Here is a 15,001-nt window from a genome sequence, read left to right on the forward strand (position 1 = left end):
CCGGGCAGCGGTCCGGCCGCCCGGCCCGCTCCACCGGCCGGGGCGTCAGCCGGACAGCAGCTCCGCCAGGACGGCGGCGTGGCTCGACGCGGGGTCCTTGACCGCCGTCAGGAGGGTGACCGGCCCCGCCTCGGCCAGGGCCCGCAGCCGCCGAAGCTCCGCCACCGCCTCCGGCCCCGCCAGCTCCGCCTCGTAGCGGGCCCGGAACTCCTCCGCCGAGCCCCCGCCCCCGTGGAACCACTTCCGCAGCTCCCCGGACGGGGTCACCGCCTTCGGCCACTCGTCCACCCCGGCCACCGCCTTCGCCAGGCCCCGCGGCCAGAGCCGGTCCACGAGCACCCGTACGCCGTCGGCCCCCGGCTCCGGGGGGTCGTACACACGCCGCAACCGGATCACGCGCCACCTCCGAGTCCCTTGACCTCGTCCCACACCGCAGGATCCAGGACTCCGAGCCGCCCGGCCAACTCCCACACCCACACCTCCGCCGGCCGGTCCGCCTCCAGGAAGCCCGCCCGGCCCTGCGCCCCGACCGTCCCCGGCGGCAGCGGGATCACCCCGGCCCGCCGGTCGTCGTACTTCCCGGTGATCCACGCGACCCGCACCCGGTGGGCCCGTACGGACGCCACCGCCAGCACCAGGCACAGCCGCCCGTCCTTGAGGGACCACAGCTCACCGGCGTGCGGCTGCGGGGCCGCGCCCGGCCCGTGCGGCGGCGGGGCCCGCCGGGCGAGCCCCGGCCGCCGCCCCGCCACCAGCACCACCAGCACCACGGCCACCACCGCGGCCGCCGCGGGCCACCAGGACGTGTCCATATTCCGAAGGTAGCCGCGCCCGCGCACCCCGGCACGGCACCGCACCGGCACGCCCGTGCCCACCGTCGCTCCCCCGGGTGACAGCACAGGTGATTCCCCCCACAACGGCCTGCCGCGGAGGAGCGACCTGACGTTTCGCGCCTTACGCTCGACCCACGCACGGCCCGCATTCCGTCCACGGACCGTCCCCGGAGGTTCTCGCTCCATGAAGCTCACCGTCGTCGGCTGCTCGGGGTCGTTCCCGTCCGCGGAATCGGCCTGCTCGAGCTACCTCGTCGAGGCCGACGGCTTCCGGCTGCTCCTCGACATGGGCAACGGCGCCCTGGGCGAGCTGCAGCGCCACGTGGGTCTCTACGACCTCGACGCGATCTTCCTGAGCCATCTGCACGCCGACCACTGCATCGACATGTGCGCGTACTTCGTCGCCCGTTTCTACCGGCACGAGGGCGGGCGGTGCGCCGCGATCCCCGTCTACGGCCCCGAGGGCACCGAGAAGCGCCTGACGACCGCGTACGACGACGTCCCCGACGAGCGCTCCATGAGCGAGGTCTTCGACTTCCGGAACCTGAAGTCCGGCAGCTTCGCGATCGGCCCGTTCACGGTCCGCACCGAACGGGTCAGTCACCCCGTCGAGGCCTACGGCATCCGCGTCGAGCACGGCGGCCGCTCCCTGACGTACTCCGGCGACACGGGGGTCTGCCCCGAGCTGGGGATGCTGGCCGAGGGCACGGACCTCTTCCTGTGCGAGGCCTCCTTCACGCACGGCAAGGAGGACGTCCCGGGCCTCCACCTCAACGGCCGCGAGGCCGGGGAGTTCGCGCGCGGCGGCCAGGTCGGCCGGCTGGTCCTCACGCACATCCCGCCGTGGACCGACGCCCGCCAGAACCTGGCCGACGCCCGCGCCGTCTACGAGGGCCCGGTGGACCTGGCGTACGCGGGCGCCGTCTACGAGATCTGAGCGAGGCCGGCCCTCCGGCTCCGCGTACGGGGAAGCCCCTGCCCTCCCGGAAGGGAGAGCGGGGGCTTCGCCGTACGCGGGTGTGCTTACTTGGCCTCGGCCTTGAGCAGCTCGGCGAGCTCCTCGTCGGACTCGCGGCCCGGCGTCGGGAGGTTGAACTTCGTGATCGCGAAGCGGAAGACCACGTAGTAGACCGCCGCGAAGCACAGGCCCACGACCGCCAGGCCCAGCGGGTTGGTGGCCTTGCCCACGTTCAGCAGGTAGTCGATGGCGCCGGCGGAGAAGCCGAAGCCGTCCTTCATGCCGAGACCCCACGTCAGGGCCATGGAGACACCGGTCAGCACCGCGTGGATCGCGTACAGCACCGGGGCGATGAACATGAACGTGAACTCGATCGGCTCGGTGACACCGGTGACGAAGGAGGTCAGCGCAAGGGAGAACATCATGCCGCCGACGACCTTGCGGCGCTCGGGGCGGGCGCAGTGCACGATCGCGAGGCAGGCGGCCGGGAGGGCGAACATCATGATCGGGAAGAAGCCGGTCATGAACTGTCCGGCGCTCGGGTCACCGGCCAGGAAGCGGGAGATGTCGCCGCTCTTGCCCTGGAACTCGCCGGCCTGGAACCACGGGAAGGAGTTCAGCAGGTGGTGCATGCCGACCGGGATCAGCGCACGGTTGGCGACACCGAAGATGCCCGCGCCGACGGCGCCGGAGCCGACGAGCCACTCACCGAAGCTGTGCAGACCCGTGCCGAGGACCGGCCAGATCAGGCCGAAGACGATGCCGATGACGAGACCGGCGAAGGCCGAGAGGATCGGGACCAGACGGCGGCCACCGAAGAAGCCCGCCCACTCGGGCAGCCTGGTCCGGTAGAACTTCTGGTAGATCAGGGCGACCACGATGCCCATGACGACACCGCCGAGCACCTTGGCGTCGACCGGGGCGTCGATCATGACGACCTTGCCGTCGACCGCCTTGGCCACCTTCGGCAGGTTCGAGTCGGTGAACGTGGCGAGCACGTTCTTGAAGACCAGGTAGCCGGTCACCGCGGCGAGCGCGGTCGAACCGTCGGACTTCTTGGCGAAGCCGATCGCGATGCCCACGGCGAACAGCAGCGCCATGTTGTCGAGGATCGCGCCGCCGCCGGCGGACATGTATCCGGCTATCTTGGTCAGGAACGTCGGCAGCGAGGGGTCGCCGAGCATGTCCTTGTCGCCGAGGCGGACGAGCAGCGCGGCGGCCGGGAGCACCGCAACGGGGAGCATGAGGCTCCGGCCGATGCGCTGCATGACGGCCATCACGCCCGCGCCCTTCTTCTTTTCCGCAGCGGTGGCTGTGGACATGAGGTTCCTCCAGAAGGCAAGGCGCCGCCCAGCGAGTGCAACGGGGGATGGCGGCGTCTCAAAATGGGGGTACGCGAGCTCCGGACCGGGCTTGCGCGGTCTACACCAATAGGTGGTGTAGACCAGTTGTAGCATGGTCGGGGATAGATAAGGAACCTTCGATTTCCTGTGGTCTACGCCACACATGCGGAAGGCCCCCGGATCCGTGGATCCGGGGGCCTCGCGCGGTACGGGGTCCGTTACGCCTTCGTGTTCTCCGCCTGCATCGCCGCGATCTCCTCGTCCGACTCCCGGCCCGGGGTCGGGATGTCGAACTTGGTGATCGCGAAGCGGAAGACGGCGTAGTACACCGCCGCGAAGCACAGGCCGATCGGAATGATCAACAGCGGCTTCGTCGCCAGGCCGAAGTTGATGACGTAGTCGATCAGACCCGCCGAGAAGCTGAAGCCGTCGTGGACGCCCAGTGCCCACGTCACCGCCATCGACACGCCCGTCAGCACCGCGTGGATCGCGTACAGCACCGGCGCCACGAAGAGGAACGAGTACTCCAGCGGCTCGGTGATGCCGGTGACGAAGGACGTCAGGGCCACCGACAGCATCAGGCCGCCGACCTCCTTGCGCCGGGCCGGCTTCGCGCAGTGCGTGATCGCCAGCGCCGCCGCCGGAAGCGCGAACATCATGATCGGGAAGAAGCCGCTCAGGAACTGCCCCGCGTTCGGGTCGCCCGCCAGGAACATGTTGATGTCGCCGTGCACCGTCTGCCCGTCCGGCTTGGTGTAGCTGCCGAACTGGAACCACACCGGAACGTTCAGGAACTGGTGCAGGCCGATCACCAGCAGTGCGCGGTTGGCGACGCCGAAGATTCCGGCACCCCAGGAGCCCAGCCCCACCAGCCAGTCGGAGAAGCTCTCCAGCGCGCTGCCGACCGGCGGCCAGACCCACAGGCAGAGCGCCGCGAACCCGATCGCCACGAACGCCATGATGATCGGGACCAGGCGGCGGCCGTTGAAGAAGCCCAGCCAGTCGACCAGCTTGACCCGGTGGAAGCGCTGCCAGAACCAGGCGGCGAGCAGGCCCATGATGATGCCGCCGAACACTCCGGGGTTCTGGTACGTGAACTCCACGAAGGTGTTGTTCGGGTCCAGGCAGCCGCCGCCGATGTTCTTGGTGCCGAACGGGCAGGTGTTGGGGAAGGCGTGCAGCACGCCCCGGTAGACGAGGAAGCCCGCCACCGCCGCGAGGGCCGTCGAACCGTCGGCCTTCTTGGCCATGCCGATCGCGACACCGATGCAGAAGAGCAGCGGGAGGCCGAGGTCCGCGTTCAGCAGGGCGCCGCCCGCGGCCACCATCACCTTGGACACGATGGTCCAGTTCAGGCCGTCCTCGCCGAAGACGCCGGGCTGTCCGAGCCCGTTGAGGAGCCCGGCCGCGGGCAGCACCGCGATCGGCAGCTGCAGGCTCCGCCCCATCTTCTGCAGCCCCGGGTACAAGCCGCTCCACCACTTCCGCTGCGGTGCTGCTGCGGCGCTGCTCGCGCTCATCGGCGTCCTCCCTGAACGGCCCGTTTTGGCAGGGGCAGCACGTGCGGCACACTGGTGTAGACCAGTTACGGGGCAGGCTGCTGCTGATCGTCATGATTCGGCAGACCCCGGTCATGCGCTCGCATAGATGGGCCAACCGTGCGTTACCGTGACAAAGCGGATTGCGCAGGTCGTTCTTCGTAGAACTCAGGGAGAAAACATGGCCACCAAGGCTGAGAAGATCGTCGCCGGGCTCGGCGGCATCGACAACATCGAAGAGGTCGAGGGCTGCATCACCCGCCTGCGCACCGAGGTCAAGGACCCCGGCCTGGTCGACGAGGCCGCACTGAAGGCCGCCGGCGCCCACGGCGTCGTCAAGATGGGCACCGCGATCCAGGTCGTCATCGGCACCGACGCCGACCCGATCGCCGCCGACATCGAAGACATGATGTGAGCTGAGCTCCCGCTCGAACCTCCGCCAGACCCCGTACCGGACCCACCCGGACGGGGTCTTCGCGTACCGTCTCTCGCCCACCCGGCCACCGACTAGGCTCGGACGCATGTCTCGCATCGACGGCCGTACGCCCGAACAGCTCCGCCCGGTCACCATCGAACGCGGATGGAGCAAGCACGCCGAGGGCTCCGTCCTCATCTCCTTCGGTGACACCAAGGTCTTCTGCACCGCCTCCTTCACCGAAGGCGTCCCGCGCTGGCGCAAGGGCAGCGGCGAAGGCTGGGTCACCTCCGAGTACTCGATGCTGCCCCGCTCCACCAACACCCGCGGCGACCGCGAATCCGTACGCGGCAAGATCGGCGGCCGCACCCACGAGATCTCCCGCCTCATCGGCCGCTCCCTGCGCGCCGTCATCGACTACAAGGCGCTGGGCGAGAACACCATCGTCCTGGACTGCGACGTCCTCCAGGCCGACGGCGGCACCCGTACCGCCGCCATCACCGGCGCCTACGTCGCCCTGGCCGACGCCGTCGCGTGGGGCCAGCAGAAGAAGCTGATCAAGGCCGGCCGCAAGCCGCTCACCGGCACCGTCGCCGCCGTCAGCGTCGGCATCGTGGACGGCGTCCCGCTGCTCGACCTCTGCTACGAGGAGGACGTGCGCGCCGAGACCGACATGAACGTGGTCTGCACCGGCGACGGCCGCTTCGTCGAGGTCCAGGGCACCGCCGAGGGCGAGCCGTTCGACCGCAAGGAGCTCAACGCCCTCCTGGACCTGGCCGCCGGCGGCTGCGCCGACCTGGAGGCCATCCAGCTGGGCGCGCTCCAGCTGTAGGCACGCCTGCGGGCAGCCTCCGGGCAACAGAGAGAACCGCGGGGGCCGCCGGTGCGTCCCCCTGGACACGGGCGCACGGTGTCAAAGCCGTGCGCCCGTCCTCGCATCCGTGTCGATTCCTGGGAGACCCGAACATGAACCCGAAGCACCGCATAGCGGCGGTCGTGCTCGCAGCGGCTCTCGCCGTACCGGCGCTGACGTCCTGTGACGCGATCTCGACGGCGATGGACTGCGCGAACACGGCCGTGGCCATCACGGACGGGGCCAACGACCTCCAGCAGGCGGTCTCGCAGGCCGGCAACAGCCCGCAGGACGCCCAGAACGCGCTGAACCAGATCGAGGCGAACCTCAAGAAGGTCGGCGACCAGACGGACAACGCCGACCTGAGCAAGGCCGTCTCCTCCATGACCACGGCGGTGAAGAACGTCCGCACGGCCATCGAGAACGGCAACGCCAACCCGGACATCCAGCCGGTCGCCGACGCGGCGAAGGAACTCTCGAAGGTCTGCACCCCGGGCTGACGGGCTGACGGGCTGACGGGCGGTCGGAACCGGGGATCGGCGGGCACGGGATAATGGCGGCATGACCAGCCGCCTGATCCTCGCCACCCGCAACGCGGGCAAAATCGCCGAGCTCCACGCCATCCTGTCCGACGCCGGCCTGCCGCACGAGCTGGTCGGCGCGGACGCGTACCCGCAGATCCCGGACGTCAAGGAGACCGGCGTCTCCTTCGCCGAGAACGCCCTCCTCAAGGCGCACGCCCTGGCCCGGGCCACCGGCCTGCCGGCGATCGCCGACGACTCCGGCCTCTGCGTGGACGTCCTGAACGGCGCCCCCGGCATCTTCTCGGCGCGGTGGGCGGGCAAGCACGGCGACGACCGGGCGAACCTGGACCTGCTGCTGGCCCAGCTCGGGGACATCGCCGACGAGCACCGCGGAGCCCACTTCGCGTGCGCGGCGGCCCTCGCCCTCCCGGACGGCACCGAACGCGTGGTCGAAGGCCGCCTCCTGGGCACCCTCCGCCACACCCCGGCGGGCACGGGCGGCTTCGGCTACGACCCGATCCTCCAGGTCGAGGGCGACACCCGCACCTGCGCGGAACTCACCCCGGCGGAAAAGAACGCCATCTCCCACCGCGGCCAGGCCTTCCGCGCCCTGCTCCCCTTCATCCGCGCCCTGGTCGGCTGAGGGAGCGTACGAGAACGGCCTGTGAATCGATCTTGCGATTCACAGGCCGTTGTTGTGCGGCGGAAGGGATTCGAACCCTCAAGCCGTTTCACGGGCCACAGATCCTAAGTCTGCTGCGTCGCCGTTGCGCCACCGCCGCTAGCCGCCTGTCATGATAGCGGCAGGCGGCTGTACGGAAATGCGCAAGATCAGGAACTCGACCGGCGGTTGCCTCCTCGGCACCATGTGCTGGTGATCGCGTGGCAGTTGGGGCACAGCAGCCTGAGGTTCTCCCGGCGGTCGTCGCTCCAGTCGCCGTTGATGTGGTCGATCTCCAAGGTCATGGGGCGCCCTTGCCACTCGGGAGGGGTTCCGCACCGGTCGCAGTCCGGCACGCCGATCTCGTGCAGCGCGCGGCGCAGCGTCTTGGTACCGGTTCTCCGCTGCCTGTCATGCCGGACGAGTATTTCGTCCGGTGTCTTGGCGGTGGGTGATGGCTTGCCGCGCTGGTGGGCCTGCCCCAGGAAGTGAGTGGTGCCGATGCCCTCGTCAGCGATCCATGTACGCAGGCGCGTGCGCTGATGGTGGTTGTCCGGCCGGCCGAGGTGGCGAAGGGTCTCGGCGAGTGAGCGCGAGGCGTCCACCACGCGCCGGAGTTCCGCCGTGGCCGGCCGGGGCGGGCGGCCAATGGCAGGGAAGTGGGAGACGTCGATGCCGTGGTCGGCGAACCGCTTCAGAAGATAGGACGAGAGCCGCGGGTAGGATCGCGTGCCCAGATGGGCGATGACCTCCTCGATGTTCGAACAGAGCCGGGCCGCCTCGGCCAGGATGTCCCTCGTGTAGCGGTTGGTCGTGGTCATCGGCGCACCTTGCCCCGGCCGCGGTATGTGCTCGTGGTGGAGTGGCAGTTGGGGCAGAGGAACCGCAGGTTCTCCCGCCGGTTGTTCCGCCAGTTGCCGTCGATGTGGTCGACCTCCAAGGGAAGCGGCTCGCCCAGCCAGGCCGCCTTGATGCCGCAGGAGGCGCAGCACTCGTCGGCCCCCGTCTCCAGAAGGGCGCGCCGCAGGCGGGAATTGGGTGTCCTCGTGGCTTGTGGCGAGGAGTCCTCGTGCAGGATCTCCTCGGCCGTGCGGCGGCGCCCGTTGTCCCGCATTCGCTCTGTCCGTGTCGGACCGGTGAAGTGCGAGGTGTCGATCGCGAATGCCTTCACCTTGCGGCTGATGTGAGCGTGGTGACCACCCACTGGTTCCAAGCCCAGTCGGCGGAGCACCGCGTACATGTTGCTGGAAGCGGCCACGGCTTCCTCGAGCACCTCCCTGGTCCATTTCACCCCCTCCCGCTCGAAGTGCGAGGTGTCGATCCCCAGCTTCCGCATGCGGATGCGCACGTGGTCACGGGATCCGCCCCGCGGGTCCGCCCCCAGCTTCTCCACCGCTTCGCTCAGCGTCCGCGACGTGCTCGCCGCCTCCGCGAGGCGTTCCTTCGTGTACGGGCTGATCGGCATCCCGCCCCCTCCCTGTCCGGCCGCGTGTGCGGCTCTCGTACGGAGCAACGGGGCGATGGACGGTCGGTTACGGGCCGTCTCGTCCGATAAGCGGAGCGGCCCGCACCGGGAGGGTGCGGGCCGCTGTCGGGGAGCCGGGGGTCCGTCAGATGGCCAGGTCCTTGATGATCTTGGCTACGTGGCCCGTGGCCTTGACGTTGTAGAGGGCTCGTTCGACCTTGCCCTCCTCGTCCACGATCACCGTGGAGCGGATGACGCCCGTCACCGTCTTGCCGTACAGCTTCTTCTCGCCGTACGCGCCGTAGGCCTCCAGGACCTGCTTGTCCGGGTCGCCGACCAGGGTGACCTTCAGGTGCTCCTTCTCGCGGAACTTCGCCAGCTTCTCCGGCTTGTCCGGGGACACGCCGATCACGTCGTAGCCGGCCTCGGCCAGCACCGACAGGTTGTCCGTGAAATCGCAGGCCTGCTTCGTGCAACCCGGCGTCAGCGCCGCCGGGTAGAAGTACACGATCACCTTGCGGCCCTTGTGGTCGGCGAGCGAGACCTCGTTGCCGTCCGCGTCGGGCAGGGTGAAGGCGGGGGCGGTGTCGCCCGGCTGGAGTCGCTCGCTCATGTCAACAGTCTCCTCGGGAGGGGATCGGTACGGTCCGAGACTAAGCTGACAGACTGTTCATGGTGGGCTACGCCCCCTATCCGACCCGACGACGACGGAGGCAGCGCGGTGCCCGAAGCCAGGACCCCCGCACAGATCGAGGCGGACATCGTCCGCCGCCGCGAGGAGCTCGCCGAGACGCTCGACGAGATCGGCGTGCGCCTGCACCCGACGACGATCATCGGGGACGCGAAGGCCAGGGTCGTCTCGACCGTGGACCACACCGCCGGGCGGGCCGTCGTCGCCGTGAACCGTCTCCTGACGGACGTACGGGACGGCCTGCGCCACGAGGACGGCGCCCCGCGCTACGAGCGGATCGCGCCCGTCGCACTGCTCGCGGCCGGTGTGATCGGCCTGCTCGTGGTGTCGGCGCGGCGCAAGCGCTGATGACCCTGCGGCGCACGGGCCGGGCGCGGGCGGGTAGGTTCGTGACGTGAGCGACGACACCAAGACCACCACCCACGACAAGCTGCCCATCCGCATGCTGCACGACCGTGTGCTCGTGAAGTCCGACTCGCCGGAGGGTGAGCGGCGCTCGGGCGGCGGCATCCTGATCCCGGCGACCGCTGCCGTGGGCAAGCGGCTGGCCTGGGCCGAGGTGGTCGCGGTCGGGCAGAACGTACGCAGTGTGGAGCCGGGCGACCGGGTGCTGTACGACCCGGAGGACCGGGCCGAGGTCGAGGTGCGGGGTGCCACGTACGTGCTGATGCGCGAGCGGGACCTGCACGCCGTGGCCGCGGAGCGGTTGGAGGGGTCCAAGGACTCCACCGGGCTCTACCTGTAGGCGAGCGGTCTGTAGGCGAGCGATCTTCGAGCGGGCGATCTGCGAGCAGGCGTCGAAGGGCCGGTGACCGGTGTCACCGGCCCTTTCGCACGGGCTTTGCTACGGTGGTGGGGAACCCCCGACGAGACGCGCCGTACCGGGTAGCTGTTGCTGGACGACAAGACGACGCACCCCGTTCGCTCTCGTTTCCGGAGGTGCCCGTCATGGCCTGGGTTCTGCTTCTCGTCGCCGGTCTGCTCGAAGTCGGCTGGTCGATCGGTATGAAGTTCACGGAGGGCTTCACGCGGCTGTGGCCCAGCGTGTTCACCGGTGCCGGGATCGTCGCCAGCATGGTGCTGCTCTCGTACGCCGCCAAGACCCTGCCCATCGGTACCGCGTACGGCGTATGGGTGGGCATCGGCGCGGCCGGCGCCGCGGTGCTCGGGATGGCGGTGCTGGGTGAGCCCGTCACCGCCGCCCGCATCTTCTTCATCTGCCTGCTGCTGGTCGCCGTGGTGGGGCTGAAGGCGACCTCCGGTCACTGATCCCCGCCCCCTTCCGGGGCGGCTACTCCAGGTACTCCGACGACGGGCGGCTGCGCAGGCCGCCCGTCGCGCCGCCCGGGGTGCCTGCCGTCGAGCCCGTCGTGGCGCCCCCGGTCGTCCCCGTACTCGTTCCGGCGGAGGTGCCCGCGTCGCTCTGGCCCCCTGTGGTGTCGTCCTCCGGGGTCTGGCCCCCGGTGGTCTGCCCCTGGTTCTGGCCCTGGCTCTGCCCCTGGCTGCGGCCGCCCTGGCCCTGGCCGCCGGTGGGCGGCGTCGGCCGGCCCGGGCGGTTCGGCCTGCTCGGCGGGGCCGGGGATTGCGGGGTGCTCTCGTCCTCCGACGGCTCCGGGCTGCTCGGGACGAACGGCGGCGGGGACGGGGCCGCGCCCGGCTGGAGATCGAGGTCGAAGTCCAGGGGGTCGCTGTTCTCCAGGGCCGCCTTCGTGTACTGCGCCCAGATCCGCGCCGGGTACCCGCCGCCCCCGATCCGGGCCTCGCCGAGTGCCCCGTACAGGGATTCCAGGGCGCCCGTATCGGGGTCCTGGCCCATCATCGAGACGACCGTGACCAGGTCCGGGGTGTAGGCGGCGAACCAGGCGGAGCGGTCCAGTTCGCCGGTGCCCGTCTTGCCGGCGGCCGGGTGCCCGGCGGCGAGGGCCGCCGTACCGGTGCCGTTGTCGACGACGCTGACCAGCATGGACGTGGTGGTGTCGGCGGCTTCGCGGCTGATGGCCTGCTTCGGGGTGCGGTCGGGCAGGTGGACGTCGTCGTCGCCCTTCTCGATCTTCTCGACGAGGGTGTAGGGGGTGTGGCGGCCGTGGTCGGCGAGGGTCGCGTAGGCCTGGGTCATGTCCAGGACGCTGGCCTGCATGGTGCCCAGCGCCATGGCCGGACCGGCGTCGAAGTTCGGGGTGTCCTCGGGGATGCCGAGGCCGATCGCGGTCCGCTTGACCTTGGCGGTGCCGACGTCGACGACCATCTGCGCGAAGACGGCGTTGACGGAGAGGTCGGTGGCGGTGTTGACGGTGATGTTCCCGTACGAGATCTGCCCCTCGTTCTCGGGGGCGTACGGGGTCCTGGTGCCGACCACGCGGCGCTTGTTGTCGCCGTTGTAGAGGGTGTTGGGGGTGATCAGGCGGCCGTCCTGGGTGCGGGAGTCGTTCTCGACGGCGGACGCGAACACGAACGGCTTGAAGGTGGAGGCCACCTGGTAGTCGTGCCGGGTCGCGTTGTTGACGTACTGCTTGGTGTAGTCGATGCCCCCGTACATGGCGACGACCTTGCCGGTGGCCGGGTCGATGGAGACCCCGCCGGCCCGTACGACCCGGTCGGCCTTGTTCTTCTCCGGGTCGAGCTTGCTGACCATCGTCTCGTCGACGGCCTCGACGAAGGCGTTCTGCCGGCGCTTGTCGATGGTCGTGGTGATGCGGTAGCCGCCCTCGGCGAGGGTCTTCTCGTCGAGGATCTTGTGATCGACGATGTAGTCCTTCACGGCCTCGACGAGATAGCCGCGCTGGCCCGAGAGCCCGGCGGCCGGGCGGACCTTGCCGGGCTCGGGGAAGCGGATGGCGGCCCGCTCGGCCGCGGGCAGCCACTGCTTCTTGACCATGCCGTCGAGGACGTAGTTCCAGCGGGCGAGCGCGCGCTCGCGGCTCTGGGGGTGGGCGACGACGTCGAAGGCGCTGGGAGAGTTGAGGAGGGTGGCGAGGTACGCGCCCTCGGCGGTGGTGAGTTTGTCGACGTCCTTGCCGTAGTAGGCCTGGGCGGCGGCCTGGATGCCGTACGCGTTGCGGCCGAAGTAGCTGGTGTTGAGGTACCCCTCCAGGATGTAGTCCTTCGACTTCTCGCGACCGAGCTTGATCGCGATGAAGAACTCCTTGACCTTGCGCTTGATGGTCTGTTCCTGGCCCAGGTAGTAGTTCTTGACGTACTGCTGGGTGATGGTGGAGCCGGACTGGGTGCCCTTGCCGGTCGCCGTGTTCCAGGCGGCGCGGACCATGGCCTTGGGGTCGACGGCCCGCTCGGAGTGGAAGTCCCGGTCCTCCGCGGCCAGTACGGCCTCCTGGACCGTGCGGGGGATCTGCGAGAGCGGGACGTTGACGCGGTTGACCTCGCCGTCGCGGGCGAGCTGGGAGCCGTCGGCGTACAGGTAGAGATTGGACTGGGCGGTCGCGGCGGCGTTGGCGGGCGGGATGTGGACCAGCAGGTAGCCGGCGACGAACGCGCCGACGATCAGCAAGCCGAGCAGCACGACGGTGGCGAGGACCATGCGCCAGGTGGGGACGAGGCGGCGCCAGCCGGTCCGCTTCCGGTTGCGCTCGGCCTTCTTGGCGGCTCGGCGGGCCTGCCGGTCGCCCGCCGGCTTCTGCGCGTTCTGTGATGGCGGCTGCTGGCCTGCCGGCTGCCGCCCCGCCGGCTGCCGCCCCGGCCGCTGTTGCCCTGCGGGGATGTCCGGGTCACGAGGGGTCCAGCCCGGTGGTGGTGACTGGTCGCTCATCGCCAGGACTCCTCGACGCCGTACGAAATATCCACATCTGTACCTCATGCTGTCTACCCGATGGCCGCTCATTCCGCGTCGGACGGGCGTAAATCGGTCGCGTGGATCGCCCCTCCGCACTAAGCTCGCGCGCTTTGGCCGACGTAGGAACGACCGGGAAATCGGAGGGATACGGTGCGCCAGGGAACGGCTCGCGGGATACCGCACGGAACGCCTCGCGGAACGGTTCGCGGGACCGCGCGCGCAGCCGCGCGCGGAGCGCGGCTCTATCCGGCCGTCGCGGCCGGCGGGTTCAGGCGCTACGCCACCTACGGGACGGCGACGGCGGCCGGGGTGTTCACCAACACCGTCTTCGGCTTCGTCCTCGCGTACACGTACGTCGCGTTGTGGGACGAGCGGCCCGGGCTGGGCGGCTACGACCAGGCGCAGGCGCTGACGTTCGTCTGGGTGAGCCAGGCGCTGCTCGCCGCGGGCGCGCTCATCGGCGGCGGCTTCCAGGAGGAGATGCAGGAGCGCATCCGTACGGGTGACATCGCCGTCGACCTGTACCGGCCGGCCGATCTCCAGATGTGGTGGCTCGCCGCCGATCTGGGGAGGGCCGGCTTCCAGTTGCTCGGGCGCGGGGTGGTGCCGCTGCTCGCGGGGGCGCTGGCCTTCCAACTGGCCCTGCCCGCCGACCCGCTGCGCTGGCTGCTGTTCCTGGTGTCCGTCGTTCTCGCGCTGCTCGTCAGCTTCGGGGTGCGGTACCTGCTGGGGCTGGCCGCGTTCTGGCTGATGGACGGGGCGGGGATCAATCTGGTGGCCGTCGTCGCCACGGTCTTCTTCTCCGGGATGCTGCTGCCGCTGACGGTGTTCCCGGGCGGCTTCGGGGAGTTCGTCCGCGTCCTGCCGTGGGCGGCGATCATCCAGGTGCCGCTGGACGTGCTGATGGGCGTGCACGCCGGCGCCGGGGGCGCGGTGCGGGCGCTGGCCTTCCAGTCGGTGTGGGCGCTCGTACTGCTGGGCGCGGGGCGGCTGTTGCAGTCGGCCGCGACACGGAAGGTGGTCGTCCAGGGTGGCTGAGGCGGAAGCGGTCGAGAGTGCGGTGGCACCGGCGCGGTCCGGGCAACCGAAGGGCGTACTCGTACTGCCCCTGCTGCCGGTGCGGATCCGGGCCGTCGAGGGGCTGCGCGGCTACGGGCTGATCGTGGCGATGTGGGTCCGGTCGACGATGGCGTACCGGACGTCGTTCTTCCTCTCCACCTTCGGGAACGCGGCGATCACGCTGCTCGACTTCGTCGCGATCTGGATCATGTTCTCGCACGTGGACGTGCTGGGCGGCTTCACGCTGCCCGAGATCGCCCTCCTGTACGGGTCCTCCTCGGCCTCCCTGGGGCTGGCGGACCTCCTCCTCGGCAATACGGACCGGATCGGCGTCCGGATCCGCGACGGTTCGCTCGACACCATGCTGGTGCGCCCGGTCCCGGTGCTCGCGCAGGTCGCGGCCGACCGCTTCGCGCTGCGCCGGGTGGGGCGGATCGGGCAGGGGCTGGCGGTGCTGGTCTGGGCGGTCTCGGAGCTGGACGTGGAGTGGACGGCCGGGAAGGTGCTGCTGGTGCCCGTCATGGTGCTGGCCGGGGCGGCGATCTTCGGGGCGGTGATGGTGGCCGGGGCGGCGTTCCAGTTCGTCGCCGGGGACGCGGCGGAGGTGCAGAACTCCTTCACGTACGGGGGGAACACGATGCTCCAGTACCCGCCGACGGTGTTCGCGAAGGACCTGCTGCGCGGGGTCACGTTCATCGTGCCGCTGGCCTTCGTGAACTGGCTGCCGGCGCTGTACGTGCTGGGGCGGCCGTATCCGCTGGGGCTGCCGGGGTGGGTGGCGTTCGTGAGCCCGCTGGTGGCGGTGGTGGTGTTCGTACCCGCGTCGCTGGCTTGGCGCGCGGGACTTCGTTCGTACCGGAGTACGGGGAGCTGA

Annotated in this window: 18 protein-coding genes, 1 tRNA gene and 1 riboswitch; of the genes, 10 read left to right on the forward strand and 9 right to left on the reverse strand. The window is 70.1% G+C overall.

Annotated elements, in window-relative coordinates; genetic code table 11:
• Window positions 1-45: 45 nt before the first annotated feature.
• Window positions 46-396, reverse strand: a complete 351-nt coding sequence (locus tag ACFXGI_RS19355) for a DUF488 family protein (protein WP_030866517.1) — start codon at window positions 394-396, stop codon at window positions 46-48.
• Window positions 393-812, reverse strand: coding sequence for a hypothetical protein (locus tag ACFXGI_RS19360; RefSeq protein WP_384707808.1), 420 nt, complete (start codon window positions 810-812; stop codon window positions 393-395). Before ACFXGI_RS19360 ends, ACFXGI_RS19355 begins: the two co-directional genes overlap by 4 nt.
• Before the next feature lie 205 nt (window positions 813-1,017).
• Between ACFXGI_RS19360 and ACFXGI_RS19365 the strand changes: the two genes are divergently transcribed.
• A complete protein-coding gene (locus ACFXGI_RS19365; protein ID WP_384707811.1) occupies window positions 1,018-1,770 on the forward strand; it encodes an MBL fold metallo-hydrolase in 753 nt (250 codons plus the stop codon).
• A gap of 86 nt (window positions 1,771-1,856) precedes the next feature.
• Here the strand turns inward: ACFXGI_RS19365 and ACFXGI_RS19370 are convergent, their stop codons facing one another.
• Together ACFXGI_RS19370 and ACFXGI_RS19375 are read right to left on the reverse strand one after the other, a co-directional pair.
• Window positions 1,857-3,113: a PTS transporter subunit EIIC gene (locus ACFXGI_RS19370; protein WP_384707814.1), complete on the reverse strand. Its 1,257-nt coding sequence runs from the start codon at window positions 3,111-3,113 to the stop codon at window positions 1,857-1,859.
• A 239-nt stretch (window positions 3,114-3,352) separates the two neighbouring features.
• On the reverse strand, window positions 3,353-4,654 hold the full coding sequence (locus ACFXGI_RS19375; protein WP_384707817.1) for a PTS transporter subunit EIIC: 1,302 nt from the start codon (window positions 4,652-4,654) through the stop codon (window positions 3,353-3,355).
• 127 nt (window positions 4,655-4,781) lie between these two features.
• On the opposite strand from ACFXGI_RS19375, the gene ACFXGI_RS19380 reads away from it, so the two are divergent.
• The 4 genes from ACFXGI_RS19380 to rdgB all read left to right on the forward strand — a co-directional run bounded on the left by ACFXGI_RS19380 (window position 4,782) and on the right by rdgB (window position 7,107).
• On the forward strand, window positions 4,782-5,087 hold the full coding sequence (locus tag ACFXGI_RS19380) for a glucose PTS transporter subunit EIIB (protein ID WP_078860719.1): 306 nt from the start codon (window positions 4,782-4,784) through the stop codon (window positions 5,085-5,087).
• 106 nt (window positions 5,088-5,193) lie between these two features.
• Window positions 5,194-5,919, forward strand: a complete 726-nt coding sequence (rph, locus tag ACFXGI_RS19385; protein ID WP_030299875.1) for a ribonuclease PH — start codon at window positions 5,194-5,196, stop codon at window positions 5,917-5,919.
• Between the two features lie 134 nt (window positions 5,920-6,053).
• A complete protein-coding gene (locus ACFXGI_RS19390) occupies window positions 6,054-6,440 on the forward strand; it encodes a hypothetical protein (RefSeq protein ID WP_384707821.1) in 387 nt (128 codons plus the stop codon).
• Between the two features lie 61 nt (window positions 6,441-6,501).
• Entirely contained in the window at window positions 6,502-7,107 is a 606-nt protein-coding gene (gene rdgB, locus ACFXGI_RS19395) for an RdgB/HAM1 family non-canonical purine NTP pyrophosphatase (RefSeq protein WP_384707824.1), read from the forward strand.
• A gap of 55 nt (window positions 7,108-7,162) precedes the next feature.
• Here rdgB and ACFXGI_RS19400 read toward each other — a convergent pair.
• The 4 genes from ACFXGI_RS19400 to bcp all read right to left on the reverse strand — a co-directional run bounded on the left by ACFXGI_RS19400 (window position 7,163) and on the right by bcp (window position 9,203).
• Window positions 7,163-7,246, reverse strand: a tRNA-Leu gene (locus ACFXGI_RS19400).
• Between the two features lie 49 nt (window positions 7,247-7,295).
• Window positions 7,296-7,946: an HNH endonuclease gene (locus ACFXGI_RS19405; RefSeq protein ID WP_384707827.1), complete on the reverse strand. Its 651-nt coding sequence runs from the start codon at window positions 7,944-7,946 to the stop codon at window positions 7,296-7,298.
• Complete coding sequence (locus tag ACFXGI_RS19410) at window positions 7,943-8,590, reverse strand: HNH endonuclease signature motif containing protein (RefSeq protein WP_384707830.1); 648 nt, start codon at window positions 8,588-8,590, stop codon at window positions 7,943-7,945. Before ACFXGI_RS19410 ends, ACFXGI_RS19405 begins: the two co-directional genes overlap by 4 nt.
• 145 nt (window positions 8,591-8,735) lie before the next feature.
• A complete protein-coding gene (gene bcp, locus ACFXGI_RS19415) occupies window positions 8,736-9,203 on the reverse strand; it encodes a thioredoxin-dependent thiol peroxidase (protein WP_384707833.1) in 468 nt (155 codons plus the stop codon).
• A 108-nt stretch (window positions 9,204-9,311) separates the two neighbouring features.
• On the opposite strand from bcp, the gene ACFXGI_RS19420 reads away from it, so the two are divergent.
• The 3 genes from ACFXGI_RS19420 (at window position 9,312) to ACFXGI_RS19430 (ending at window position 10,550) form a co-directional block, all read left to right on the forward strand.
• Window positions 9,312-9,629 (forward strand): DUF3618 domain-containing protein, encoded by a 318-nt coding sequence (locus tag ACFXGI_RS19420; protein ID WP_030866493.1) that lies wholly within the window; start codon window positions 9,312-9,314, stop codon window positions 9,627-9,629.
• A gap of 94 nt (window positions 9,630-9,723) precedes the next feature.
• Entirely contained in the window at window positions 9,724-10,026 is a 303-nt protein-coding gene (locus ACFXGI_RS19425; RefSeq protein ID WP_048475576.1) for a co-chaperone GroES, read from the forward strand.
• A 93-nt stretch (window positions 10,027-10,119) separates the two neighbouring features.
• A riboswitch (guanidine-III (ykkC-III) riboswitch) is annotated at window positions 10,120-10,198 on the forward strand.
• A 31-nt stretch (window positions 10,199-10,229) separates the two neighbouring features.
• Window positions 10,230-10,550 carry a multidrug efflux SMR transporter gene (locus tag ACFXGI_RS19430; protein WP_030158619.1) on the forward strand — a complete coding sequence of 107 codons (321 nt, stop codon included), beginning with the start codon at window positions 10,230-10,232 and terminating at the stop codon, window positions 10,548-10,550.
• A gap of 22 nt (window positions 10,551-10,572) precedes the next feature.
• Here the strand turns inward: ACFXGI_RS19430 and ACFXGI_RS19435 are convergent, their stop codons facing one another.
• Window positions 10,573-13,044: a transglycosylase domain-containing protein gene (locus tag ACFXGI_RS19435; RefSeq protein ID WP_384707837.1), complete on the reverse strand. Its 2,472-nt coding sequence runs from the start codon at window positions 13,042-13,044 to the stop codon at window positions 10,573-10,575.
• 198 nt (window positions 13,045-13,242) lie between these two features.
• Between ACFXGI_RS19435 and ACFXGI_RS19440 the strand changes: the two genes are divergently transcribed.
• Window positions 13,243-14,106, forward strand: a complete 864-nt coding sequence (locus tag ACFXGI_RS19440; RefSeq protein ID WP_384708110.1) for an ABC transporter permease — start codon at window positions 13,243-13,245, stop codon at window positions 14,104-14,106.
• Window positions 14,099-15,001 carry an ABC transporter permease gene (locus ACFXGI_RS19445; RefSeq protein WP_384707840.1) on the forward strand — a complete coding sequence of 301 codons (903 nt, stop codon included), beginning with the start codon at window positions 14,099-14,101 and terminating at the stop codon, window positions 14,999-15,001. The genes ACFXGI_RS19440 and ACFXGI_RS19445 overlap by 8 nt, the downstream gene beginning before the upstream one ends.

The organism is Streptomyces sp. NPDC059355 (assembly GCF_042752335.1).
Lineage (GTDB): Bacteria > Actinomycetota > Actinomycetes > Streptomycetales > Streptomycetaceae > Streptomyces.

Bases quoted from the DNA above. Each gene is read 5' to 3' on its own strand.
- ACFXGI_RS19360 (WP_384707808.1), bottom strand. From the start codon at position 812: ATGGACACGTCCTGGTGGCCCGCGGCGGCCGCGGTGGTGGCCGTGGTG.
- ACFXGI_RS19365 (WP_384707811.1), top strand. From the start codon at position 1,018: ATGAAGCTCACCGTCGTCGGCTGCTCGGGGTCGTTCCCGTCCGCGGAA.
- ACFXGI_RS19370 (WP_384707814.1), bottom strand. From the start codon at position 3,113: ATGTCCACAGCCACCGCTGCGGAAAAGAAGAAGGGCGCGGGCGTGATG.
- ACFXGI_RS19375 (WP_384707817.1), bottom strand. From the start codon at position 4,654: ATGAGCGCGAGCAGCGCCGCAGCAGCACCGCAGCGGAAGTGGTGGAGC.
- ACFXGI_RS19380 (WP_078860719.1), top strand. From the start codon at position 4,782: ATGGGCCAACCGTGCGTTACCGTGACAAAGCGGATTGCGCAGGTCGTT.
- rph (WP_030299875.1), top strand. From the start codon at position 5,194: ATGTCTCGCATCGACGGCCGTACGCCCGAACAGCTCCGCCCGGTCACC.
- ACFXGI_RS19390 (WP_384707821.1), top strand. From the start codon at position 6,054: ATGAACCCGAAGCACCGCATAGCGGCGGTCGTGCTCGCAGCGGCTCTC.
- rdgB (WP_384707824.1), top strand. From the start codon at position 6,502: ATGACCAGCCGCCTGATCCTCGCCACCCGCAACGCGGGCAAAATCGCC.
- ACFXGI_RS19405 (WP_384707827.1), bottom strand. From the start codon at position 7,946: ATGACCACGACCAACCGCTACACGAGGGACATCCTGGCCGAGGCGGCC.
- ACFXGI_RS19410 (WP_384707830.1), bottom strand. From the start codon at position 8,590: ATGCCGATCAGCCCGTACACGAAGGAACGCCTCGCGGAGGCGGCGAGC.
- bcp (WP_384707833.1), bottom strand. From the start codon at position 9,203: ATGAGCGAGCGACTCCAGCCGGGCGACACCGCCCCCGCCTTCACCCTG.
- ACFXGI_RS19425 (WP_048475576.1), top strand. From the start codon at position 9,724: ATGCTGCACGACCGTGTGCTCGTGAAGTCCGACTCGCCGGAGGGTGAG.
- ACFXGI_RS19430 (WP_030158619.1), top strand. From the start codon at position 10,230: ATGGCCTGGGTTCTGCTTCTCGTCGCCGGTCTGCTCGAAGTCGGCTGG.
- ACFXGI_RS19435 (WP_384707837.1), bottom strand. From the start codon at position 13,044: ATGAGCGACCAGTCACCACCACCGGGCTGGACCCCTCGTGACCCGGAC.